Here is a 24,896-nt window from a genome sequence, read left to right as displayed (position 1 = left end):
AGTTTCGTTCATCCTATCTCCACTCCCTGCCATTGTTGTAGTATTGCTTCATACGCCTTACGAGGGTTTGCAGCACGTGTGATACTGCGTCCTACTACGATTTCTGTTGCGCCAAATTTTCGCGCCTCCAATGGAGTTACCACACGTTTCTGGTCATCCACACTATCCTCTTTCATCCGGATTCCAGGGGTGACTTTTTTGAACTCTTCTCCCAACGCATTCCTAAGCATGGTTGCCTCCAGTGAGGAACAAACCACTCCATCTAAACCGGATTCGAATGCATTCGTTGCATAATGCAGAACCACTTCATTAAGCTGACCGGCAATCATGAGGTCTTCTTGCATACGTTTTTCCGTCATACTAGTAAGCTGTGTGACTGCAATCAAGTTTGGTCGTCGTCCAGCCGCACCTTCCATCAATCCTTCGAGTCCTGCCTTCATCATTTCTTTCCCGCCCGCAGCATGGAGATTGGTCATCGTCACTCCTAACTTGCCAAGGCCTTTCATCGCTTGATAAACGGTATGGGGGATATCATGTAGCTTTAGATCAAGGAATACGTCATGGCCGTCTGCGACCAGAGTTTCCACAACCCTCGGGCCTTCTTGGTAAAACAATTCCATCCCGACTTTCACATACAATTTTTCATCTCCGAAATTCGCAAGAAACCTTGAAACTTCTTCTCTTCCAGCAAAATCAAGCGCGACTATAAGCGATTTTTGCATGCTGCTTCCAGCTCCTTCCGATACACTCTGAAATGTGCTCAAACCCTAATTCGTGCATTTTATATGGAAGTTCTTCGATGATGGTCGGACAGATAAAAGGATCTACAAAGTTTGCAGTCCCGACAGCGACGGCGCTTGCTCCTGCAAAAAGGTATTCCAAGACATCATCAGCCGACTGGACACCGCCCATGCCAATGATAGGGATGGAAACCTTTTGGCTAACTTCATGGATCATCCTGATGGCTACCGGCTTAATTGCCGGACCGGATAATCCTCCTGTTCCATTCGCCAATACTGGGCGTCCTGTTTTCAAATCTATTCTCATCCCAAGCAATGTGTTGATCATCGTCAACCCATCGGCTCCAGCCTGCTCAATTGCCATAGCAATCTCTGAAATGTTTGCAACATTTGGGGATAATTTAACGTAAACAGGCACTTCTGAAACTTCCTTTACTGCCTTTGTGACCTCAAAAGCTACCGCAGGATCTGTGCCGAATGCAATTCCCCCTGTTTTAACGTTTGGGCAGGAGATGTTCAATTCCAAGGCGTGAACATTCGGTGCCGCAGAGATTTCTTTTGCAACCTTTACATAGTCCTCAATCAACGATCCTGCCACATTGGCGATGATAGGCACATTGTAGTTGGCTAAAAACGGTAACTCTTCCGACAGGACCTTTTCCAGTCCGGGATTTTGCAGCCCAATTGCATTGAGCATTCCTGCGTTGGTTTCTGCAACCCTTGGAGTAGGATTACCAAACCTAGGCTCAGCAGTGGTAGCTTTTATCATGATCGCTCCAAGAATATTCAAGTCATAGAGCTTGGCATATTCCCTACCGAATCCAAAGCATCCGGATGCTGGCATAATCGGATTCTTCAAGTCCAGCCCTGGCAAATTAGTAGATAAGCAACTCATAGAACAACCTCCCCTGCCCGGAATACCGGTCCATCTGTACAAACTTTTTTGTAAGAATATCCTTGTGGATCGTTTTGAAGGTGACAGACACATGCAAAACACGCACCGATGCCACAGCCCATCCGCTCTTCAAGAGATAGATAGACATTCTCATCCGGGAAAAGGTTTTCAAGTGCTGCAAGCATTGGTGTTGGGCCACAAGCGAAGAGGGTATTAAATGATGGCTGAATCTCATCCAACACATTTGTAACAAATCCTTCCGTTCCATATGTCCCGTTTACCGTTGCTACATAGGTGTCTCCGAAGTATGCAAATTCATTTTTATAAAATACATCTTCTTTCGACTGGAAGCCAAGTACGTGGGTGGTGCGTACTCCTTTACGGTTCAATTGCTTGGTCAACTCTAGGAGTGGTGGGACACCGATCCCACCTCCAACAATCAATGCATGATCTTCGCGTTGTAATTCCTCTACTTGAAAACCGTTTCCCAGTGGCCCCAAAATGTCTAGCTTTTCACCTGGCTGTTTTCTGGCCAAAATCATTGTTCCTTTACCCTCAGCTCTGTATGTGATCTTACATTGTCGTTTTTTCTTATCAATGCATGATATACTGATCGGACGCCTTAAAAGGGTTTCGAATCCTTCTGTCACACGGATATGAACGAACTGACCAGGGGAACTCATCAGATCGACGAGTTCTCCTTCTAAGGTCATTTCATAGATGTTCCGTGCAATATTAGTTTGAGAGATGATGGTCATCCAGGCTTTTTTCATTAGCTGTACACCGCCTCTTTTTCTTTGCTTTCCAAGGTTTCAATCGATTCGATGGAGAATGTCATTGATTCTAGCACTCTCAAGATCGCTTTTGCTGTATCAAGTGATGTCAGGCAAGGGATCCCATTTTCCACTGATTCACGGCGGATTCTGAATCCGTCACGTGCTGGTTGTTTGCCTTTAGTCAGGGTGTTGATAACGAATTGTGCCTGCCCTTTTCTAATGACATCAATCAGGTTCGGAGACTCTCCACCAATTTTATTAACAACTGTTACAGGAATATCCGACTCCCCGAAGAACTCGGCAGTTCCGGCTGTTGCCAGAAGTTTATAGCCGATACGGTGAAACCTTTTCGCCAGTTGAAGAGCTTCTTCTTTATCTTTGTCAGCAATGGTGAACAATACAGAGCCGTATGTTTTTATGGAAATTCCTGAAGCAACCAATCCTTTATATAGTGCTTTTTCAAGGGTGATGTCTTTCCCCATCACTTCCCCAGTAGACTTCATCTCTGGTCCAAGCGTGATATCGACATTCCGCAGTTTTGCAAAAGAGAAAACTGGCACTTTCACGAAAACTCCTTTTGTCTCAGGTTGTAGTCCAGATCCATATCCTTGTGAAGTCAGTGTTTCACCTAGGATGATCTTAGTTGCAACCTTCGCCATAGGCACATGGGTAATTTTGCTCAAGAATGGTACGGTACGGCTTGATCTTGGGTTAACTTCGATTACATAAACTTCCTCTTTGTAGATGACAAATTGAATGTTTAGTAGACCAATAATGTTCAAGCCTTGCGCCAACCTTGTTGTGTAATCGATGATTTGCTCTTTGATTGCTGCACTCAGTGTTTGCGGTGGGTAAACCGCGATGGAGTCACCAGAGTGAACACCAGCGCGTTCGATATGCTCCATGATGCCTGGTATGAATACATCTTTTCCATCTGAGATTGCATCTACTTCGATTTCTTTACCTATCATGTATTTATCAATCAGTACTGGATGTTCCGGGTTAATTTTCACTGCATTTTTCATGTAGTGTAAAAGTTCTTCAGACTTATAGACGATTTCCATTGCGCGACCGCCCAAAACATAGGATGGACGTACAAGCACCGGGTAGCCGATTCCTTCAGCAATTTCGATTGCCTCAGGGATCGAGATGGCTGTTTTCCCTTTAGGTTGTGGAATGTCAAGTGTATTCAGTGTTTGTTCGAATTTATCGCGGTTTTCCGCACGGTCCAAGTCTTCCAAGGTAGTACCTAGAATCTTGACTCCTCTTGCTTCTAATTCTGCTGCAAGATTGATTGCCGTTTGGCCACCAAATTGCACCACAACTCCTTTTGGCTTTTCGAGATTGATGATATTCATGACATCCTCAATCGTTAACGGCTCAAAGTAAAGCTTGTCAGAAATACTGAAGTCTGTTGATACGGTTTCTGGGTTATTGTTGATGATGATTGCTTCATAACCAGCTTCCTTGATCGCCCATACAGAATGAACCGTTGCATAGTCGAACTCCACCCCTTGGCCAATCCTGATTGGACCAGAACCCAATACGACAATGCTTTCTTTTTCCGTAACTTCTGATTCGTTCTCATCCTCATACGTTCCATAATAGTATGGTGTACTGGATTCAAATTCAGCTGCACAAGTATCCACCATCTTATAGACAGGTGCTATTGTTTCTTGAAGGCGCAGTTCATATATCTCTCTTTCGGTTGTGGACCATAGTTTGGCGATCGTTTCGTCGCTGAAGCCCATTTCTTTCGCTTCTACCAGTGTGGAGAGGCAGCCATTGTTACTTGTGATGAACTCTTCCATCGCCAAGATTTTATGCAACTTCTGCAGGAAAAACAGATCGATTTCGCACCAGTCATGGATAGTGTGGATGGTGACGCCTCTTCTCATCGCTTCAGCGATATAGAACAACCTCTCATCTCCAGCTTTCCTGATGCGTTTTTCTACTAGTTCATCTGAAAACTCTTCGCTTCCTTCAAGTTCGAGGTAGGAAATGTTTGACTCTAAGGAACGAACCGCTTTAAGTAGGGATTCCTCGAACGTTCTTCCGATTGCCATTACTTCCCCGGTCGCTTTCATTTGAGTGCCAAGTCGGCGGTTGGCGGACTCGAACTTATCAAATGGGAACCTAGGGATTTTGGTTACGATATAATCAAGTGCCGGCTCAAAGCATGCATACGTTTTACCTGTAACAGGGTTCATCATTTCATCCAGCGTCAGGCCTACCGCGATTTTCGCTGCAAGCTTGGCAATTGGATAACCTGTTGCCTTGGAAGCGAGTGCAGATGAACGGCTTACCCTTGGGTTTACTTCAATGATGAAGTAATTGAAACTGTGTGGATCTAGCGCAAGCTGTACATTACATCCGCCCTCGATTTCCAGGGCACGGATGATTTTCAGGGATACATTACGCAACAACTGGTATTCCCTGTCACTTAGCGTCTGACTTGGCGCCACTACGATGGAGTCTCCCGTATGTACGCCAACCGGATCAATGTTTTCCATATTACAAACTACAATTGCGTTATCATTGCTGTCACGCATTACTTCATATTCGATTTCCTTGAATCCAGCGATGCTCTTCTCAAGTAGGCATTGCGTTACCGGACTATTTTTCAGTCCGCTAGTCACGATCTCAATCAATTCTTCTTCGTTGGAACAAATTCCTCCGCCTGTCCCACCAAGCGTATAGGCAGGTCTTACAATGACCGGGTAGCCTACTTCATTAACAAACTCATAAGCTTCTTCCAGATTTGTGATGATTTCACTTTGTGGGACAGGCTCTCCAAGCTCATTCATCAAGGTACGGAACAGGTCGCGGTCCTCTGCTTTTTGGATGGCAGATAACTTCGTACCAAGGATTTGCACGTTGCATTCTTCTAGAACGCCTGCTTCTGCTAGTTCCACAGCAAGGTTCAATCCAGTTTGCCCACCAAGAGTAGGAAGGATGGCGTCTGGTCGTTCCTTGCGAATGATTCTACTTACAAATTCGACCGTCAACGGCTCCATGTATACTTTGTCCGCCATCTCTTGATCTGTCATGATGGTTGCAGGATTGGAGTTTACTAGGATGACGCGGTATCCTTCTTCGCGAAGGGCGATACACGCTTGTGTACCTGCATAATCAAACTCTGCTGCTTGGCCGATCACGATTGGACCGGACCCGATTACTAAGATGGATTGGATGTCTAGACGTTTTGGCATACAAGTTCCTCCTTTTTCGATTCCTTGATAAGTTCCATGAATTGATCAAATAAGTAGTTCGCATCTTCTGGTCCCGGACTTGCTTCTGGGTGATATTGGACCGTGAATACCGGATAATCTTTATGTTTGACACCTTCGACCGTACCGTCGTTCAGGGCGATATGCGTTACTTCTAGTCTTGTATTTCCCAATGACTCTTCCGTTACGGTGTAGCCATGGTTTTGGGAGGTTAATGCAACCTTTCCAGTTTTCAAATCTTTTACTGGGTGATTGGAGCCTCTATGGCCAAATTTCATTTTTTCGGTGTCCGCTCCACATGCAAGGGCAAAAAGCTGATGTCCAAGGCAAATCCCGAACACTGGCACTTTTCCGAGTAATCCTTGAATCATGGTGATCGCTTCCGGTACGTCTTTTGGGTCTCCAGGTCCATTGGATAGCATCACTCCGTCCGGGCTAAGCTGCATGATTTCTTCTGCAGTGATGTTGTATGGAACCACTACCACGTCACATCCGCGTTTGTTCAATTCTCGTAAAATACCGTGTTTCATCCCAAAGTCCACAAGTACCACACGGTAACCGCGACCCGGGCTAGGATATGCCGTTTTGGTGGACACTTGATGAACCTGGTTGGTTGCAAGTGTCGTCGTTTTCAATTGTTGAATCACTTCTTCGCGATCTACATCAAGTCCGCATAAAGCACCTTTTAGCGTTCCATGCTGACGAATGATTCTAGTCAGTTTTCTCGTATCAATACCTGCAATTCCCGGAATGTCTTTTGCTTTGAAAAACTCATCCAATGTCCATTGATTACGGAAGTTGGAAGGGTAATCACTTACTTCTTTTACAATAAATCCGTGGATTGCCGGGTGAATGGATTCAAAGTCATCCCTATTCACTCCGTAGTTTCCAACTAGCGGGTATGTGAGGGTCACAAGCTGACCGCAGTAGGATGGGTCCGATAAGATTTCTTGATAACCTGTCATTCCTGTATTAAAAACCACTTCGCCAATAGAGTCCTTTAAGCTGCCAAACGCCTTTCCTACAAAGAAAGTGCCGTCTTCTAAAATTAGTTGTCGATTCATACTTGAACACTACCTTTCTGCCAAACTAGTTTTCCTTCTACTATTGTCATAACAGGCCATCCTTTGCATTCCCAACCTGTAAATGGAGTATTCTTCCCTTTGGAAAGGAAGCTCTCCGGATTAATTGTTGATATGCTATTCATATCGATGATGGTAAGATCTGCTGGTGCTCCTTCTTTTAGTTGCCCACTTTGCAGTTTAAAGACTTCTGAAGGCTTGACAGTCAGCCATTCTAGTAATTGTTTTAGCGTGAATTCCCCTGTTTCCACAAAGTTTGTATAAAGTAATGGAAAAGCAGTTTCCAATCCTACGATTCCGAATGGGGCCTTTTCCATGCCTTCCGCTTTTTCATCTGCTGTATGGGGAGCATGGTCGGTTGCGATGAAATCAATGGTTCCGTCAAGCAGCCCCTCTATTAGTGCTTCTTGGTCTGCTTTACCTCTTAAAGGTGGGTTCATTTTGAAATTCGGATCAAGTCCCGGGATATCATCCTCACACAAAAGCAAATGATGCGGGCTGACTTCCGCTGTGACTCTAATGCCAGCTCGCTTTGCGTCCCTTACCACTCTGACGGATTCTTTTGTACTGATATGGCAGACATGGTAGTGACAGCCTGCAGCTTCTGCAAGCAAAATGTCGCGTGCGATATGAACGGATTCACATACAGATGGAATGCCATTCAACCCATGTTCCTTAGAAAATTCCCCTTCATGAACAGAACCTTTGTTGATTAATGTATTTTCTTCACAATGAGCAACTATCGCCATATCAAGCGCCGCCGCTTGTTTCATTGCTTCAAGCATTTTGGAGGCATCCTGCACGCCAACCCCATCATCAGTAAAAGCGAATGCTCCAGCTTCTTTTAACTCGGCAAAGTTGGTAAGTTCCAGTCCAAGTTGTCTTGTTGTGATGCATGCATATGGTAGAACACGAACACTTGCTGTTTCTTCGATTCTATTAGTCAGCCATTCTAGCTGTTCTTTCGTATCAGGTGTAGGTCTTGTATTAGGCATGGCGCAAATGGTGGTGAATCCACCCTTGGCTGCAGCCAACGTTCCTGTTTCAATTGTTTCTTTCTTTTCCCCGCCAGGTTCCCTTAAGTGTACATGTACATCGATAAATCCTGCAGATACAAGGTTCCCTTCTAGATCGATCACTTCTTCATTGCCGTTATCTTCAATGTTGGAGGCGATGCTTTTAATGGTTTTATCCTCGATCAGAATATCCACCTTTTTCATTTCACCTTCAGAATTAAGCCATTTCCCATTCTTTAATAATGTTTTCATGCTCTTTTCCTCCTTCATTGTTTGTTAGTGCTCTTTTCAGTACAGCCATTCTCATGTATAAGCCGTTTTCCATCTGCTTGAAAATCCTTGAGCGCTCGCATTCCACAAGTTCTGAAGCAATTTCCACGCCGCGGTTGATCGGCGCAGGGTGCATGATGATACTGTTCGGCTTCATTTCTTTTTCTCGTTGGATTGTCATACCGTATTTCTTGTGGTAATCATCCAATCCTGCTTTTTCACTGTGATGCCTTTCATGCTGGATTCTCAAAAGCATCACCACATCACTGGTTTGTATCGCCTCATCCATTGTGATGTAGGCATCTTGATGATAGGTTTCATCCTTCCATTCGTCAGGGGCAACAAACTTCACTACCGCACCTAACCGATGCAAAACTTCCGCGTTAGATCTTGCCACCCTGCTATGGCGGATGTCACCAACAATGGTTATGTTCAATCCCGCAAATTTCTCATATTCCTGGTAAATCGTCATCAGGTCCAATAAAGATTGGGTAGGATGATTTCCACAACCATCTCCACCATTGATGATCGCTGCCTGAATAGTATGTAGTTGGTTGAAATATTCTTCTTCAGGATGGCGGATGACAAGAGCACTTACACCTAGGGACTCCAATGTTTTAGACGTATCGTACAAGCTTTCACCTTTGTTGACGCTTGAGGTGCTGACTTCAAATGGCAGTACTTGAAGACCCAGACTTCTTTCTGCGACTTCAAAGCTGCATTTTGTTCTTGTACTTGACTCGTAGAAAAGGTTGGCAACGAATGTCTGCTTTTCTGGTGTCCATTGTTTTCCTTGTTGAAAATCCATTGCTTCTTCAATCAGCGCCATAATCTCCTCGTTTGCCAAATCACTCATCGTTCGTAAGTGTCTCATTTCCATCCCTCCCGTTTCATAAAAAAACACCCTATCCATTTTGGCGGAAGGGTGTTTTGCTCATACTCAGGTAAACAAGAGGATACTATTGCAGAATCTTCCTTGTTTACTAAGTGTTCGCTTTGCACCCTTCTCAGCCTCTCTGGACTTGTCTTAAAAGGTTAAGCTACTGTATTTTGTTCTTCATCCATCACATCATGTTCTGATGCTGCGGATTCTCTCCCCGGTAAGAAAATGTTAAGGAAGATCCCGATGATCGTTGCCAGCGCCATTCCTGCAATCTGCACGTCAAGCACTTTAATGAAAGCTCCTCCCACACCTATTACCATGATCACAGAAGCGATGATCAGATTTCGTTTTACACTGAAATCTATTTTATTGTCAATTAACGTTCTTAAACCACTTGAAGCTATTATTCCAAACAAGAGGATGGATACCCCACCCATTACCGCACTTGGAATGGTGCCGATCAAAGCTGATATTTTACCGATAAATCCGAACATGATGGCAAGGACTGCCGCTCCTCCGACAACAAAGACACTGAAAACTCTCGTTATGGCCAGGACCCCGATGTTTTCACCATACGTTGTGTTAGGTGGACCACCAATCAAGGAGGCGATCATCGTTGCCACACCATCCCCTAGGATGGAGCGGTGTAGTCCTGGTTTTTTAATAAAGTTCTTTCCGACAATTTTACTGATTACCATTTGATCTCCAATATGTTCTGCGATGGTTACAATTGCTATCGGAACCATGATACCGATGATGGACACTGTCACCATTGGGGAATAATCAACAAACGGTACGATAAAGTTCGGTGCTTCGATCCACTTTGCTACACTCACTGGTGTCAAGTCAATCAATCCTGCAAAATATGCTGTAATATATCCACCGACGATACCAATCAGTATCGGGATGATGCCGAAGATGCCTCTTAAGAAAATCGCACTTACAATGGTAATGGCAAGTGTTGTCAAGGCTACCGTAAGATGTTTCACACTATAGATGAGTTCAGCTTCTGGTGCGCCGGGATTTTCATACATTGCCATATCGACTGCAACTCCGGCTAAACCTAGTCCTATAACTATAATCACCGGCCCTACTACAACCGGAGGCAAAATGGTTAAGATCCATTGATGGCCAAGCTGCTTGATCAATAGGGCCACAATTCCATATACCGCCCCTGCAAGGAATCCCCCTACCATCGCTCCGCCGGGACCTGCAAGTTCCGAGGCCGCTATGATCGGCACGATGAAGGCAAAGGATGAACCAAGATATGCTGGGATCTGTCCTTTAGTGATGAAAATGTAAGCAAGCGTTCCAAGGCCACTTGCTATCAACGCAACTGCTGGATTCAGTCCTACAAGTGCAGGAACTAATATCGTTGCGCCAAACATGGCGAATAAATGTTGTATACTGAAAATCAACCATTTTGATTTGCTAGGTACTTCATGTATGTCTAAAACTGGTTTCTCTCTCATCAGATTACCTCCCTATTTTCCCATAAAAAAACTCTTTGGCAGCCTGATGGCGCAAAGAGGTAGAGAGGCTCCTCGAATATCCGCCAGCAGCGGATTCTCAAAACCAATTTACCCCTTTGCCAGCCTCACGGGACTGCAATTAAAAGGGTCTATTTATTTATCATGTATACTAACTTGATCATTATTATCTATTTCGGATAGCTCCACTACTATCTTTTCGGTGCTTGCCGTCGGAATATTCTTTCCTACGAAATCAGCTCGTATCGGAAGCTCCCTATGTCCTCTGTCTACAAGTACAGCTAATTGGATTTGTGATGGTCTACCGAAATCCATTAGCGCGTCCATTCCCGCTCGAACGGTTCTACCTGTAAACAATACATCATCTACCAAGATAACTTTCTTATTGTTTATGTCGACCGGGATGTCAGAACCTTTAACAAGCGGTTCATTATCGGATGTTTTGGTAGTAAGGTCGTCCCTGTACAACGTTATATCCAATTCCCCAACTGCTATTTCCTTTTCTTCTATTTGATTGATGCGCTCGGCCAATCGTTTGGCTAAGTGAATCCCTCTTGTTTTTATCCCAACAAGAACGGAGTCTTCCACACCTTTATTTCGTTCAATTATTTCATGGGCGATGCGAGTTAACGCTCTTCTTATTGCCTGCTCGTCTAAAATCAAAGCCTTTTCTGCCATTTTTCCTCACCCTTTCTTACCCTTACCTGTAACGAGAAACAAAAAACCTCTCACCGTATGATGAGAGGTTTTTGTACATGAAAATAGAGGGGTGGCTATAGATATAGCTTCTCCATTCACATATGCCGTTACCTTCTCAGCCTCACGGGACTGTCATTTAAAGGTCTTATTCAACTGTAATGATTATCTCAAAATAACTTTAGGATGTCAATGATTTTTTAAATGTTTTAAAACGCGCTCGAATTCTGGCGGATTAGGTGCCGCAAATTCCATGTATTCTTCCGAACGTGGATGGATAAAACCAAGGATTCCCGCGTGAAGAGCCTGTCCTTCAATATCCAGTGATTTTTTCGGACCATATTTCGGGTCCCCCGCTAAAGGATACCCAATATACTTCATATGGACACGAATTTGGTGTGTGCGCCCGGTTTCAAGCTGGCACTCAATATGCGTGAAATCTTTAAATCGTTCTATCACCCGGAAGTGAGTGACGGCGTTTCTGCTGTTTTCATCTGTCACTGTCATCGCTTGGCGATCTTTTTTATCCCGGCCGATCGGAGCATCGACAGTCCCTACGTCATGGGAAATAACACCGTGAACAATTGCTTGATACTTCCGTGTTACAGTCTTTGCCACAAGCTGGTTGACAAGTTTTTCATGTGCAAAGTCGTTTTTTGCGATCATCAAAAGCCCAGATGTGTCTTTATCAATTCGATGTACTATGCCAGGCCTTAAGACACCATTGATACCTGAGAGGTCTTTGCAATGAGCCATCAAACCATTTACAAGTGTCCCGGTCGCATGCCCTGCTGCAGGATGGACCACCATGCCTCGCGGTTTATTTACCACAATGACATCCGCGTCTTCATAGTAAATATCAAGGTCCATCTCTTCTGGCACTACATCCAATGCCTCCGGTTCGGGTATGGTAACGGTAATGTCATCACCTACACTACACTTATAGTTAGGTTTTGTTTTTTCTCCGTTTACAAGCACTTGTCCCTCTTTGATCCATTGCTGGACCTGCGAGCGTGACCATTCCTCATTCTGGGTGGAAAGCACCTTGTCGATACGGTCATTCTTCTGTGATTCATCGATCTGAATCGTCATGGTTTCTGTCATTTTTTTGATAACTCCTTCTCTTTCTTGCCTTCAAGTATCGTTAAGACTAATATGATTCCAACGCCTATCACTAATGCAGAATCCGCCACATTGAATATTGGAAAATCATAGGTGAATATGAAAGTGTTGATGAAGTCAATCACTTCCTGGTGTAACACTCGATCAATGAAGTTACCGATCGCCCCTCCTAGCATCAAACTCAATGCAAGCTTCATCCAAGGTTGGTCTTTAGGCAACTTTTGCAAGTACACAACAAGTCCGATTACAACACCTACTGTAATAATATAAAAAAAGTACATCTGGCCTTCTAATATCCCCCAGGCAGCTCCACGATTGCGGTGGGAGGATAAGTACAAAAAGTTATGTATGATCGGAATGCTTTCTCCAAGCTCCATGTATCGTACAACCAACCATTTTGTTAGTTGGTCGAGAATGATAATTCCAAGTGCAATAAGATAATACATCTTGACAAATACCCCCAGCTTTTTATATGTACTTTTGAATTATAGCAAATAGAGGGTAGTAAATAAAGCTGAAGTATTGACAGATTGGTTTCCATATAAAAACCGCTGACAAATGTCAGCGGTTTTCTTTTATGCAGTGTAATTCTCTTTAACAACGGAAGCACAGCGTACACATAGTGTCGGATGATCCGCATCTTTACCTACTGTTGGTGTTACAACCCAGCAACGGTCACATGTTTCCCCATCGGCTGGAGTTACGGAAATTGCGACGCCTTCAAATGCTTGGGCATTCTCAGGAGCATCTTCCTTCAGACCGGCTACTTCTAAACCAGATACGATAAATAGCTGTTGAACATTTTCCTCGATGGAATCAAGCAATGTCTTTGTTTCAGCATCAGGGTACAACGTAATTTTCGCAGCAAGCGATTTACCAATCACCTTTTCGTTACGTGCAACCTCCAGGGCTTTCAGAACATCGTCACGCAAGGACATGAATTTATCCCATTTTTCTTCGATTGCATCCGCATTATCAACAGGCAATACATCTGGCATATCCACCAGCTGCACGCTTTCCTCTTTTACAAACTCGATATGGGACCAAACTTCATCAGCTGTATGAGGAAGGATCGGTGTCACAAGCTTTGTAAGAGCAAGTAATGTCTCGTATAGAACTGTCTGGATAGCACGGCGGTCATGCTGATCTTTCGCTTCAATGTAAAGGATATCCTTTGCAAAATCAAGATAGAAAGAACTTAGTTCAATCGTACAGAAGTTATGAACCGCATGATAGATACCTGCAAATTCATAGTCTTCATAGGATTTCTTCACCTTTGTGATCATGTTGTTAAGCTTCACCATCATATAGCGGTCCACTTCACGTAGATCTTTCATCTCTACAGCGTGTAGAGTAGGATCGAAATCAGCAAGGTTTCCAAGAAGGAAACGGAAAGTGTTACGGATCTTACGGTACACTTCAGCTACTTGCTTTAAGATGTTATCAGAAACACGAACATCCGATTGATAATCAACAGATGCCACCCATAGGCGAAGGATGTCTGCTCCAAGCTGGTTCATTACCTTGGATGGAAGAACTACGTTACCAAGGGACTTACTCATCTTGCGTCCATCCCCATCCAGTGCGAAGCCGTGACTTAAAATCCCTTTATAAGGAGCTTTTCCTGTCACTGCTACACTGGTTGTCAAGGAAGAGTTAAACCATCCGCGGTATTGGTCAGAACCTTCAAGATATAGGTCAGCCGGACGTTGCAGGTCATCTCTTTCTTCAAGGACGGATTGATGGGAAGAACCGGAATCGAACCATACATCCATGATGTCCATTTCTTTGAAGAATGTACCATTCGGGCTTCCTTCATGCGTAAAACCTTCCGGTAGCAGGTCTTTTGCTTCTTTTTCGAACCAGATGTTTGAGCCATGCTCCCTGAAAAGTGAAGATACATGATTGATTGTCTCATCCGTGATGATTTCCTGTCCGTTTTCTGCGTAGAATACCGGAATCGGAACACCCCACGCACGCTGACGGGAGATACACCAGTCGCCACGGTCACGTACCATGTTATACAGGCGCGTTTCGCCCCATGCCGGTACCCATTTTGTCTCTGCCACTGCTTCTAGCAATTGATCTCTGATTTTATCGATTGATGCAAACCATTGTGCCGTTGCACGGAAAATGGTCGGCTTCTTTGTACGCCAGTCATGCGGATAGGAGTGAGTGATAAAGTTCAATTTAAGAAGTGCTCCTGCTTCTTGAAGTTTTTCTGTGATCGGCTTGTTAGCCTCGTCATAGAATAGCCCTTCAAAGCCAGGTGCTTCTTCTGTCATGTTTCCTTTTGCATCAACCGGGCACAAAACATCCAGACCATATTTCTTCCCGATGATAAAGTCGTCTTCCCCGTGACCTGGTGCCGTGTGTACACAACCAGTACCAGCGTCTGTTGTGACATGGTCACCGAGCATTACTAAGGAAGTACGATCATATAGTGGGTGCTTGGCAACAACATGATCAAGCTCTGCACCTTTAAATGTTTTTACCACTTTGGCATCTTCCCACTCAAGCGTGCTGGATACCGTTTCTAGAAGCTCTGCAGCAATTATGAATTTATCACCGTTCACTTCTACCACACTGTAATCAAGATCCGCATTTACGGCAATTCCAAGGTTAGCCGGGATCGTCCAAGGAGTAGTCGTCCAGATGATGAAGCTTTCGGAACCGTCCAACACTCCTTTTCCGTCTTCTACCTTAAATGCTACATAGATGGAAGGAGAACGCTTATCTTGATACTCGATTTCCGCTTCAGCAAGCGCGGATTCACTGGACGGGGACCAGTATACAGGCTTCAATCCTTTATAGATCAGGCCATTTTTCGCCATTTCACCGAAAACTTTGATTTGCTGTGCTTCGTATTCTGGCTTTAATGTGATATACGGGTTGAACCAGTCTCCACGTACCCCTAGTCGCATGAACTGCTCACGCTGGCGGTCTACTTGATCATAGGCGTATTCTTCACACAATTTACGGAAATCTGCCACAGACATTTCCTTGCGTTTCACTTTTTTGTTTTTTGTTAAAGCTGTTTCAATTGGCAAACCATGAGTATCCCAACCCGGAACATATGGAACATGGTATCCACTCATGGACTTATAGCGCACGATAAAGTCCTTTAAGACCTTGTTTAGCGCATGACCCATATGGATGTCTCCATTTGCATATGGAGGTCCATCGTGCAATACATACATCGGACGGTCCTTAGTGCGTTCTTGCACCTTTTTATAGATGTCCATTTCATCCCATTTTTGTTGTAGCTGTGGCTCGCGGTTCGGCAGGTTTCCGCGCATAGGGAATTCGGTTTTTGGCATTAATAACGTATCTTTGTATTCCATGGTATTTCCTCCAACTTTCACATTTTTAATTTGTTGTTTTTTCATAAAATAATGATCTGATAAACACCACTGTTAAGTTTTGCAAACTGCTTCGCTTTCCTCATACAGATATGAAACTCTTTACCTTAAAATAAATTGCTCTGTTAAACTCCGCTGTTGATTTCCGCACTAGGCTTCGCTTTCCTAGGGGCGTTTGGGAGCCTCCTCAGCTTGCGCCTGCGGGGTCTCCCCTAAACGCTATCTCCCTCAGGAGTCTTCGCCTATTGCTCCAATCAACAGCTAAGTTGCAACTAAAAACCAACAGTATGCTTTAACAGAGCCAAATAAATAAAAAAATCCCCTCATCCCAAAAAAGGGACGAGAGGATCTCCCGTGGTACCACCCTAAATTGACCAAACTGTTTTTTTGATACAGTATCCGGTCCACTTTAGCATTCGTAACGTGAATGTGACGATTGAACTTACAAGCTATCAAGCCTTCAGTCCAATGCTCTAGGGTGATGTTCATTCCTCTCCTTATACCGGGCTTCCACCATCCCCGACTCGCTTCAATAAGTGATAAGAGAAACTACTGTCCCTATCAACGCTTTCTATTTTGTATAATGTAAATAAGTTCATTTAAACTATGATATGAAAAAACTTTGATTTGTTTCGTTATTATACTGAATATAACCTTATATCGTCAAGGTTATACGCCACTTTCTTCTAATTCTTTATCTTTTTCCTCGTATTCCATCAAATGTTCCCAATCGTCATTATCAATCAATTCCAATTGTGCTTCAACAAGCATCTTGAAACGGTTACGGAAAATCTTTGATTGTTTTTTCAGTTCATCGATTTCCACTTGCAACTTTCTTGACTTTAAGAGGGACTCATTGATGATGCGGTCTGCGTTCTTTTCTGCCTCTTTAATGATCAGCTTCGCTTCCTTTTGAGCATTCCTTCTGACATCTTCTGCAGATTCCTGAGCCACCAAGATGGATTTATTCAATGTTTCCTCAATGGTCGTGAAATGAGATAGGCGGTCATGTAATTCTTTCACCTTTTCCTCATGTTCCTTCTTTTCTCGTAAAATCATTTCATAATCCTTGATTACCTGATCTAGAAACTCATTTACTTCATCTTCATCATAACCACGAAAAGCCTTATTGAACTCTTTATTGTGAATATCAAGCGGTGTTAAGGGCATTGATGCCACCTCCATTAAAATCTCTACTATTACTTAACATTATTCGACAGGTATCCAATTTTTCCTGCCTAGCTATAAATTATTTTTGTTTTCCTACAATAATTCTCCATTTATCTTTTTTTGTTTTCCCATCAAGGGTAAGTAGTTTACTTCTACCATATCCCCTTACAGAAAGGATATCCCCTTCTTGACATTCAAAAGCTGTCTGCTCAACAAGCCTCCAATTGACCTTCACTTTTTTCCCGTCAATCAGTAATTGAGCTTTTTGTCTGGACAGATTGTAAATGGAAGCTATCATGACATCGAGCCGGAGGGATGCTGCTGTTGTTGACTTCTCCTCCCAGCTGGATTCTGCCGCAAATAAGGTGTCAAGTGGGACTTCGGAAAGAGTTACCTTCACTCTTCCCACTTCTTGTAGTTGAAGTTCGACAAATTTACTTACCTCAGCCCCAAGAACCAACTGAACATGTTTATCATGAAAGTAAATATCTCCGAACTTGCTTCTTTTCAATCCTATCCCCATTAATGAACCAAGTACCTGTCTATGTTCAATCTGTACAAATTTATCGGGATAGGATAGCTGAAACGATTTTAATTGAAAATCGTCGATGGTTGGTTCAATATAAGGTGGATATAGTAAAGCACGTTTACGTTCCGCCCCTTCTGCTCCACCGTGAAATGCAAGATTCACTTCATCATTGTTTCCAACGACACTTTTCACAATATCTTGCTCGCGCGGATCAAGGAAGTCCGTAAGCTTTGGGGCATATTGCTCCAACACGGTGTCTTTCCATTCCAATACCTGATCGATGAAATCATGTTCTTCTTGACGAAAATGTTGATAAATACTCATAATATCACTCTACTCATAGAAAAGTTAAATAGGGAATCCGCCTTGAGGAGATTCCCTACTTTTATGGTTAGTATAGACCTAGCATACGAAATAGTGCTTGAAGACCGTATACTGCATAGCGTAAGACAAAGATTGCTACGATTGGAGAAATATCGATCATCCCCAGCGGTGGAATGATTCTACGGAACATATCTAGGTAAGGCTCGCAAATACGCCCTAAAATTCTTCCAAATGAAGATTCTCTTGCACCTGGGAACCAAGACATGAAAATATAGATGATTAACGCGATTGTGTAAATAAAAACTAACTGATTAAGTAAATTAAAAAACATATACATTTATGCCTACCACCTCTTATCACTAAAGTTTTCTTGCTCTTGCTGCATAATCTCGGAAATGGATCCCGATACATCCACATTATCAGGGGTGCATAGGAAAATATTCTGCCCGATTCGCTGAATATCCCCACCTATGGCATAAACGGTGCCACTGAGGAAGTCCACGATTCTCTTAGCCTGATCCATATCAATCCTTTGAAGATTGACAATGATTGCCCTCCGGTTTTTCAGATGGTCGGCAACATCCTGTGCTTCCGAGTAAGACCTTGGCTCATATAGAACCACTTTGGATGTTTTTTGAACACTTTGCAAGCTTACAACATTTTGTTTTGTTGGTTGGGTTGTGCCCGATCTTGTTCTTCTTGGTTCTTCCATTACCTCTTCTTCCTCATAGGCATCTGTTTCTTTGTATTCATATTCTTCATCATCCAAAGCAAAAAAACTTTTAAATTTAGATTTGATTGTCATACCTTACACCTCCACTTTATTGTTCGTTTCCAACAAGCGCACTTCCAATTCGGATAAAGGTGGCACCTTCTTCAATCGCTATTCTATAGTCGTTGGACATTCCCATTGACAATTCTTTACATGGTGCATATGGAAGGTTCATTTCCTGGATGTGACCCTGCAGTGTTTTTAACTCACGAAAGCAATTTCTTATTTCTGCTTCATCGTCGGTGTAAGGTGCCATCGTCATTAATCCAACCACCTGGATACTAGTGTATTTTTCTAGTTTTCGGACAAATGCCAACGCTTCTTCCTTTGGCAATCCATGCTTGGAGTCCTCTCCTGAAACGTTCACTTGAATAAAACATTTTACGGTTTTTTCTGTACGTTTATGTATCTCTTCCGCGAGTGATTCGCGATCTAAGGAATGGATATACTCCACTTTATCGATGATTTTCTTTACTTTTTTGGATTGTAATGTCCCGATAAAATGCCAGGTTGCTTTATTGGAAAGCACCTCCCATTTCTCAAGTAATCCATCGTCCCTATTTTCTCCAAGGTGATGTACCCCGGCCTTTACAGCTTCTTTCGCCCTGTCAGCTGACACATACTTAGTAACTGCAATGATATTTATTTCCTCAGGGGAACGACCCACATTTTCACACACATCACGAATGTTTTTTTGAATCGTTTCCAGATTATTTTCAACCGAATCCAGAATGCTCATTTTCGATTCGCCCCTTTCAAACCGATGAAGCTCATCATTCTTCCAGTATTGCCTTTATCACGTCGGTGGGAAAAGAATAAAGAATCCGCCCTGCTTGTACAAAAAGAGCTGGAAAGTATGTTTTCGTCTTTGACCCCTGCCTGCACAAGAAGTTCATAATTTACTCTTTTTAAATCTAATGCAAACTGCCCCTCGGACACTTCCTTCATGTACTTGTCCTGATTGATAGTTGGAAGGACATCTTTCACCTTATTTACAACAAAGTGATCCACTACATAAGCTTCTGCAGAAATGGAAGGCCCTATTGCCACAAGTATAGAATCTTCCTTTATTCCTTCCGACTTCCATAACTTGATCATCTTTCCCGCTATATTTTTTACCGTACCTTTCCAACCTGCATGTGCAATCCCTACTATGGAATGATCCGGGGCAAAAAAATACAATGGTACACAATCTGCAAAGCAAAGAGTAAGCAATATGTCCTCTCTGTCTGTGTAGATGCCATCCGTTCCTGTCAATGCAGTATCGTATGAAAATACGCCTTTGCCTTTATATGACTCGTCTACTTTCACAATATTATCTTCATGGGTTTGATCACAGCCCACCCAATTCTCGGTGGGCATGTTCAGCAATTCAGCCACAGTCTTTTTGTTCTGATATACTGCATCTTGAGAATCCTTTACATGCAAGCCCATATTCAGTGTATTATAATGTCCTTCACTGATTCCTCCGTTTTTAGTAGTAAAGCCGACAACCAAGTTTGGTTGAAGCTTCTTCCATTTATGGAGGGACAATGTTTGTTCATTTTCCAGAACAAATGGCTCTGTCATAGTCGACACCTTCTTTATTGGTTACGCTGATATTCCTTCATATTGTACCACATTTTTCTACTAACATTGAATTATATTGTATGATTCGACAGCTTTTTTCGCGTTTTATTCTTCATAAGCAGTTTCCACCTTCGTTTGATAACGAACAAGTATCACATCTGCACCAATTTTAACAATATTACGCCATGGAATGACTACTTCCTCGTCTTTTCCAAAGAAACCAAGCATCCTTCCCCCGCCTGTTATGATAATGGCCTCTATTTTGCCATTGGTTAAGTTAATGTCGATATCACCGATATTTCCAAGCTTCTTCCCATCTGACACACTGACAACATCTTTCATCTGGAAATCTGATATTTTCACCATTGCCATTCCCCCATTTTATCCATCATATTAAACTATATGATAGTTGACTGCTTCTTCATGAAGGGAAATTGAAATAGTTTCAGTAATCTGTCGATAACATCAAGAAGGTATTGATATCCACTTAATAATTTCAGCTTGTCCGAAAAAAAGAACCAGTTTCCCATTTTGGATACTGGCTCTTTTCTTTATATTATCCTGGTTTAGCTTTGGATATTTTTATTCATTTGCTTGATTGCCGCCTTTTCAAGGCGAGATACTTGAGCTTGCGATATTCCGATTTCATCAGCAACTTCCATCTGTGTTTTTCCTTGAAAGAACCGCTTTCTCAAAATGAGCTTTTCCCTGTCATTCAATCGCCTCATGCCTTCTTTTAAAGCGATTTCTTCTATCCATTGGATATCTTTATTCTTTTCATCACTGATTTGATCCAATACATAGATGGGGTCTCCACCATCGTTATAGATCGGTTCGAAAAGTGAGACAGGATCCTGAATGGCGTCAAGCGCGAAAACAATTTCTTCATGTGGCACTTCCAACACTTTTGAAATTTCCTCGGCTGTCGGTTCCCTCGATGTTTCACTCATCAATCTTTCTCTCACTTGCAACGCCTTGTAGGCAATATCACGCAACGACCTCGATACTCTTATCGGGTTATTATCACGTAAATAACGTCTGATTTCCCCGATGATCATCGGCACTGCATATGTAGAAAACTTTACATTTTGACCTAAATCAAAGTTATCAATGGATTTCATCAATCCAATACATCCTACTTGAAATAAGTCATCGACAAATTCTCCACGGTTATTAAACCGTTGAATAACACTTAATACGAGCCTCAAATTCCCATTCACAAGCTTTTCACGAGCGGAGAGTTCACCACTTTGCATTTCACGAAATAACTTCCGCATTTCTTCATTTTTAAGAACAGGAAGTTTTGAAGTGTCCACTCCGCAAATTTCAACCTTATTACGTGTCATTCTTTCCCCTCCTAACAGGAGTTGCTGTTCAGAGTTAAGTATCTCCTCAGGAGGGAAAAATATGCATATCCAGAAATCTATCTATTCTGACAAATATTCTCAATCCTTATCATTATTGATAAAATTGCTCTAAAAATTTTTATACCATTTTATTGAATTCTTTTCTTAGTCTTTTAATGATCCGTTTTTCCAATCTGGATATGTATGATTGCGATATACCTAACATATCCGCTACATCCTTTTGGGTTTTTTCTTCTCCACCGATGAGTCCGAAACGAAGTTCCATAATCTGTTTCTCCCTATCATTCAATTGTTCAAGGGCTTTTAAAAGAAGTTTTCGGTCTACGTTTGCCTCCAAATCTTTTGTGATGATGTCCTCCTCTGTACCAAGAACATCTGATAACAGCAGTTCGTTGCCGTCCCAGTCAATATTCAAAGGTTCATCAAAAGACACTTCCGAACGAACCTTATTATTCCTCCTTAAGTACATTAAAATCTCGTTCTCAATGCATCTTGAGGCGTACGTAGCCAATTTAATCTTTTTCTCTGGATTAAATGTATTAACAGCTTTAATAAGTCCGATTGTCCCGATACTAATTAGATCCTCGATATTGATCCCGGTATTCTCAAACTTTCTTGCAATATAGACGACAAGTCTGAGATTTCTTTCAATAAGGATGGACCTTGCTGCTTGATCGCCATTTGGCAACTTTATGAGCAAGTGTGCTTCCTCTTCCTTTGACAAAGGGGGTGGCAACGCTTCACTACCACCAATATAATAAATTTCATCTGTCTTTAATCCCAGCTTGATCAATAATTTGTACCATAAATAAGTGACTTTTATTTTTAGCTTCCCCAAAATAACTCCTCCTTTTATTATCTTTAGGCTCTTTTTCCAATGGTTGTGGCTATTCACATGCTTTTCCTTCCAAAGTCGTGATAATGCAAGTAGTCTTCTTAGCACACAAGGAAAAGAGCACGACAGTAAGCAATATAACGAATGACATGGAATATAGAAAACAGCCTCTCTTTATGAAACCTGTCCCACCACTTCTCCCTGTAACATTTTAGGGTGAAGAATACACACGTAGTCTCCTTCTGAGGATAGTTGTGTTTTAGTGAGTCCCAATAGGAATTTACTTGTTTCATAGCGCATATTATCATGATGAATGACTGCCTTATCAGGTTTGATTGCCAGCATTAAAGTAGTATCTTTACCGACTGCCCGGTATGGGATGATTCTAATTCTCTCGACCCACCTGGTTTCATCTGAAAAAGTTGGCCAACCTTGTGTTTGTTCAATGGAATCCATAGCTTGTATGATTTCTTCAGGGATGAAGGTTTGAAGAGCTGCCACTTCCACAATCATGACAGGAGTCTTAGTGATGGGGTCTAGAAGCTGGTTTCCACTATCCAATAAGCCTGGTAAAGTGATCACATCCTTTTCGATTGTAATGGTAATGGTGGCCAATTGATCATATTTAAATTTTCTTGTTTCCACTGCATGAAATTGCTTCTTAGATAGATACAAAAGAACCGGGAAACCAATCAGGACAAAGAGCCATGATACTGGATCTCCAAGTCCACTTGTAAGGCTTGCGATGGTTTCATTTGCAAAACGCTGATCCACTTGTAATGCATAATGAACAGCAAGCATGCCCCCTCCAACTGCAAAGGTGGTTACATAAAAAACAGTCAGGTTTTCTACAAATGTCCTTAATCTGTGAAAGCCGAAAGCTGCAAGGATAATGGTAAGGGAGATGAGCATTTTCACAAAAGGATTTGCAACAAGAACCTGCGCTGGGGTGAACATGAGAACTACAATCAATGACCCGATGAATGCCCCGAGTAATAGCCTCCATGTTACAATCTGTCGCTTCAGGATGAGACCGGTTATCTTTAAAAGCAGAAAATCAAAGCCGAAATTCAATAGCCAGATTGCATCTAAATATACGGTCACAATAAGTCCCTCATTTATACCTTATAGATTTGAAACTAGTATAAATCACTGCTAGTAGAAAGTCTGTCAGTTCCTGCCGATAGTAGAATACAATTTTTGAAGGTTTTTTTGCTTATTTGTCGGAGGGGACAAGAGAGGGGGAATATAGGATTTTAGTTCTTGTACAAATAGCTTAAATACTTGGATTGTGACTTTTCGAAGGCTGATTGTAACTTTTTCTGTAGTTATTGTCACTTTTTCAAAGGGTATTGTGACTTTTTAACGGGTTATTGTGACTTTTTAACGGGTTATTGTGATATTTCGGTATTCGAAATAGAAACGATACATTCTTAAATAAATAAGCACCAAACCATTTTTCACTTACAATGGTTTGGTGCTTTTGATTGAAGCCGGGAGCTAATGAAATTAGCGACGGCGGTTTCTATTACGTAGGAAAGTTGGGATATCCAACGTTTCTTCTTGTTGTTGCGGCTGTTGTTGACGGCGTGGTTCCTGTTGTTGCTGTTCTTGGTGTTGGTGAACAGGCTCCTCACGTCTTACTTCACGTTGCTGCTGTTGCGGTTTTTGTGAAGGTGCTTTTTGAGCGCCGAAAACAGGACGTGCACCTTGCTTTGTGTGGTTGATTTCAGCTTCACTGAAACCAGTAGCAATTACCGTAACAACGATTTCATCTTTAAGGTTCTCGTTAATAACGGAACCGAAAATCATGTTCACTTCTTGATCGGAAGCAGACGCTACGATATCTGCAGCCTCTTGTACTTCATAAAGACTAAGGTTCGTTCCACCGGTAATATTCATAAGTACACCTTGAGCTCCATCGATGGATGTTTCAAGTAGCGGGGAAGATACAGCTTTTTTCGCTGCTTCCGCTGCACGGTTTTCACCAGTTGCAACACCGATACCCATCAAAGCGGATCCCTTGTTGGACATGATTGTTTTTACATCTGCAAAGTCAAGGTTGATTAATCCTGGAGTAGCGATTAGGTCAGAGATACCTTGTACACCTTGGCGTAGAACGTTATCTGCTTCACGGAACGCTTCAAGCATCGGTGTGTTTTTATCCACGATTTCAAGAAGGCGATCGTTAGGAATGACGATTAATGTATCTACTGCTTCTTTCATGGAAGCGATACCGCCTGCTGCTTGAGTAGCACGCTTACGGCCTTCGAAAGTGAATGGTCTTGTAACAACACCCACTGTCAATGCTCCTAGGTCGCGGGCAATCTGTGCGATAACAGGTGCAGCACCAGTTCCAGTACCTCCACCCATGCCAGCTGTTACGAAAACCATGTCCGCGCCTTTAAGTACTTCTTCCAACTGTTCTTTACTTTCTTCGGCAGCTTTCTTGCCAACTTCAGGATTAGCACCTGCACCAAGTCCACGAGTTAACTTGCCACCGATTTGCATTTTCACTTCTGCCTTTGATAGGTTAAGAGCCTGTGCATCCGTGTTGACTGCAATGAACTCCACTCCTTGAACACCATGCTCTATCATACGGTTTACAGCGTTGTTTCCGCCTCCACCTACTCCGATTACTTTAATGGTAGCTAATTGATCGATACTGTTATCAAAATCTAACATGACTGTTCCTCCTATTTCTCGAAAGTACTTGCAAGCTAAAGTTAGTAACTGTTGAACACCGCTGTTGTTTTCCGCACTGGGCT

General features: G+C 42.6%; 23 protein-coding genes and 1 other annotated feature. All 23 genes read right to left on the bottom strand.

All coding sequences use genetic code 11. The annotated features are described in order from the left end of the window. Positions 1-8: 8 nt before the first annotated feature. The 23 genes from pyrF to ftsZ all read right to left on the bottom strand — a co-directional run bounded on the left by pyrF (position 9) and on the right by ftsZ (position 24,813). The gene (pyrF, locus tag EKQ44_RS02805; RefSeq protein WP_237661992.1) at positions 9-722 is read right to left on the bottom strand and encodes an orotidine-5'-phosphate decarboxylase; all 714 of its coding nucleotides are present in this window, start codon (positions 720-722) and stop codon (positions 9-11) included. Further along, positions 694-1,635 carry a dihydroorotate dehydrogenase gene (locus EKQ44_RS02800; protein WP_237661991.1) on the bottom strand — a complete coding sequence of 314 codons (942 nt, stop codon included), beginning with the start codon at positions 1,633-1,635 and terminating at the stop codon, positions 694-696. The genes pyrF and EKQ44_RS02800 overlap by 29 nt, the downstream gene beginning before the upstream one ends. After that, positions 1,632-2,408, bottom strand: coding sequence for a dihydroorotate dehydrogenase electron transfer subunit (locus EKQ44_RS02795; protein ID WP_237661990.1), 777 nt, complete (start codon positions 2,406-2,408; stop codon positions 1,632-1,634). Before EKQ44_RS02795 ends, EKQ44_RS02800 begins: the two co-directional genes overlap by 4 nt. Then, positions 2,408-5,623, bottom strand: a complete 3,216-nt coding sequence (carB, locus tag EKQ44_RS02790) for a carbamoyl-phosphate synthase large subunit (RefSeq protein WP_237661989.1) — start codon at positions 5,621-5,623, stop codon at positions 2,408-2,410. The genes EKQ44_RS02795 and carB overlap by 1 nt, the downstream gene beginning before the upstream one ends. After that, the gene (locus EKQ44_RS02785) at positions 5,608-6,705 is read right to left on the bottom strand and encodes a carbamoyl phosphate synthase small subunit (protein WP_237661988.1); all 1,098 of its coding nucleotides are present in this window, start codon (positions 6,703-6,705) and stop codon (positions 5,608-5,610) included. Before EKQ44_RS02785 ends, carB begins: the two co-directional genes overlap by 16 nt. Next, on the bottom strand, positions 6,702-7,991 hold the full coding sequence (locus EKQ44_RS02780; RefSeq protein ID WP_237661987.1) for a dihydroorotase: 1,290 nt from the start codon (positions 7,989-7,991) through the stop codon (positions 6,702-6,704). Before EKQ44_RS02780 ends, EKQ44_RS02785 begins: the two co-directional genes overlap by 4 nt. Next, the gene (locus EKQ44_RS02775; protein ID WP_237661986.1) at positions 7,957-8,883 is read right to left on the bottom strand and encodes an aspartate carbamoyltransferase catalytic subunit; all 927 of its coding nucleotides are present in this window, start codon (positions 8,881-8,883) and stop codon (positions 7,957-7,959) included. Before EKQ44_RS02775 ends, EKQ44_RS02780 begins: the two co-directional genes overlap by 35 nt. Before the next feature lie 161 nt (positions 8,884-9,044). Continuing rightward, positions 9,045-10,364 (bottom strand): solute carrier family 23 protein, encoded by a 1,320-nt coding sequence (locus tag EKQ44_RS02770; protein WP_237661985.1) that lies wholly within the window; start codon positions 10,362-10,364, stop codon positions 9,045-9,047. A gap of 153 nt (positions 10,365-10,517) precedes the next feature. Beyond that, positions 10,518-11,060, bottom strand: a complete 543-nt coding sequence (gene pyrR, locus EKQ44_RS02765) for a bifunctional pyr operon transcriptional regulator/uracil phosphoribosyltransferase PyrR (protein WP_237661984.1) — start codon at positions 11,058-11,060, stop codon at positions 10,518-10,520. A gap of 207 nt (positions 11,061-11,267) precedes the next feature. Continuing rightward, the gene (locus tag EKQ44_RS02760) at positions 11,268-12,182 is read right to left on the bottom strand and encodes an RluA family pseudouridine synthase (RefSeq protein WP_237661983.1); all 915 of its coding nucleotides are present in this window, start codon (positions 12,180-12,182) and stop codon (positions 11,268-11,270) included. Beyond that, the gene (gene lspA, locus EKQ44_RS02755) at positions 12,179-12,646 is read right to left on the bottom strand and encodes a signal peptidase II (protein WP_237661982.1); all 468 of its coding nucleotides are present in this window, start codon (positions 12,644-12,646) and stop codon (positions 12,179-12,181) included. Before lspA ends, EKQ44_RS02760 begins: the two co-directional genes overlap by 4 nt. Positions 12,647-12,775: 129 nt before the next feature. Then, the gene (gene ileS / locus EKQ44_RS02750; protein WP_237661981.1) at positions 12,776-15,544 is read right to left on the bottom strand and encodes an isoleucine--tRNA ligase; all 2,769 of its coding nucleotides are present in this window, start codon (positions 15,542-15,544) and stop codon (positions 12,776-12,778) included. Positions 15,545-15,894: 350 nt separating this feature from the next. Then, positions 15,895-16,136 (bottom strand) — a binding site (T-box leader). Between the two features lie 95 nt (positions 16,137-16,231). After that, positions 16,232-16,732, bottom strand: a complete 501-nt coding sequence (locus tag EKQ44_RS02745; RefSeq protein ID WP_237661980.1) for a DivIVA domain-containing protein — start codon at positions 16,730-16,732, stop codon at positions 16,232-16,234. A 79-nt stretch (positions 16,733-16,811) separates the two neighbouring features. Beyond that, entirely contained in the window at positions 16,812-17,585 is a 774-nt protein-coding gene (locus tag EKQ44_RS02740; RefSeq protein ID WP_237661979.1) for a YlmH family RNA-binding protein, read from the bottom strand. 67 nt (positions 17,586-17,652) lie between these two features. Further along, positions 17,653-17,922, bottom strand: a complete 270-nt coding sequence (locus EKQ44_RS02735; protein ID WP_237661978.1) for a YggT family protein — start codon at positions 17,920-17,922, stop codon at positions 17,653-17,655. 6 nt (positions 17,923-17,928) lie between these two features. Beyond that, entirely contained in the window at positions 17,929-18,390 is a 462-nt protein-coding gene (locus EKQ44_RS02730) for a cell division protein SepF (protein WP_237661977.1), read from the bottom strand. A 16-nt stretch (positions 18,391-18,406) separates the two neighbouring features. Then, positions 18,407-19,096: a YggS family pyridoxal phosphate-dependent enzyme gene (locus EKQ44_RS02725; protein WP_237661976.1), complete on the bottom strand. Its 690-nt coding sequence runs from the start codon at positions 19,094-19,096 to the stop codon at positions 18,407-18,409. Next, the gene (gene pgeF, locus EKQ44_RS02720; RefSeq protein ID WP_237661975.1) at positions 19,093-19,926 is read right to left on the bottom strand and encodes a peptidoglycan editing factor PgeF; all 834 of its coding nucleotides are present in this window, start codon (positions 19,924-19,926) and stop codon (positions 19,093-19,095) included. Before pgeF ends, EKQ44_RS02725 begins: the two co-directional genes overlap by 4 nt. A 105-nt stretch (positions 19,927-20,031) precedes the next feature. Further along, positions 20,032-20,292 (bottom strand): YlmC/YmxH family sporulation protein, encoded by a 261-nt coding sequence (locus EKQ44_RS02715; protein WP_237661974.1) that lies wholly within the window; start codon positions 20,290-20,292, stop codon positions 20,032-20,034. A 200-nt stretch (positions 20,293-20,492) separates the two neighbouring features. Then, positions 20,493-21,272: an RNA polymerase sporulation sigma factor SigG gene (gene sigG / locus EKQ44_RS02710; protein ID WP_060665819.1), complete on the bottom strand. Its 780-nt coding sequence runs from the start codon at positions 21,270-21,272 to the stop codon at positions 20,493-20,495. Between the two features lie 139 nt (positions 21,273-21,411). Then, on the bottom strand, positions 21,412-22,131 hold the full coding sequence (sigE, locus tag EKQ44_RS02705) for an RNA polymerase sporulation sigma factor SigE (protein WP_010193070.1): 720 nt from the start codon (positions 22,129-22,131) through the stop codon (positions 21,412-21,414). A gap of 171 nt (positions 22,132-22,302) precedes the next feature. After that, positions 22,303-23,232, bottom strand: coding sequence for a sigma-E processing peptidase SpoIIGA (gene spoIIGA / locus EKQ44_RS02700; RefSeq protein WP_237661973.1), 930 nt, complete (start codon positions 23,230-23,232; stop codon positions 22,303-22,305). 405 nt (positions 23,233-23,637) lie between these two features. Beyond that, complete coding sequence (gene ftsZ, locus EKQ44_RS02695) at positions 23,638-24,813, bottom strand: cell division protein FtsZ (RefSeq protein ID WP_237661972.1); 1,176 nt, start codon at positions 24,811-24,813, stop codon at positions 23,638-23,640. Positions 24,814-24,896: the final 83 nt, after the last annotated feature.

This window comes from Sutcliffiella horikoshii (assembly GCF_021991925.1).
Lineage (GTDB): Bacteria > Bacillota > Bacilli > Bacillales > Bacillaceae_I > Sutcliffiella_A > Sutcliffiella_A horikoshii_F.
This window is presented reverse-complemented; position numbering and strand designations above follow the sequence as displayed.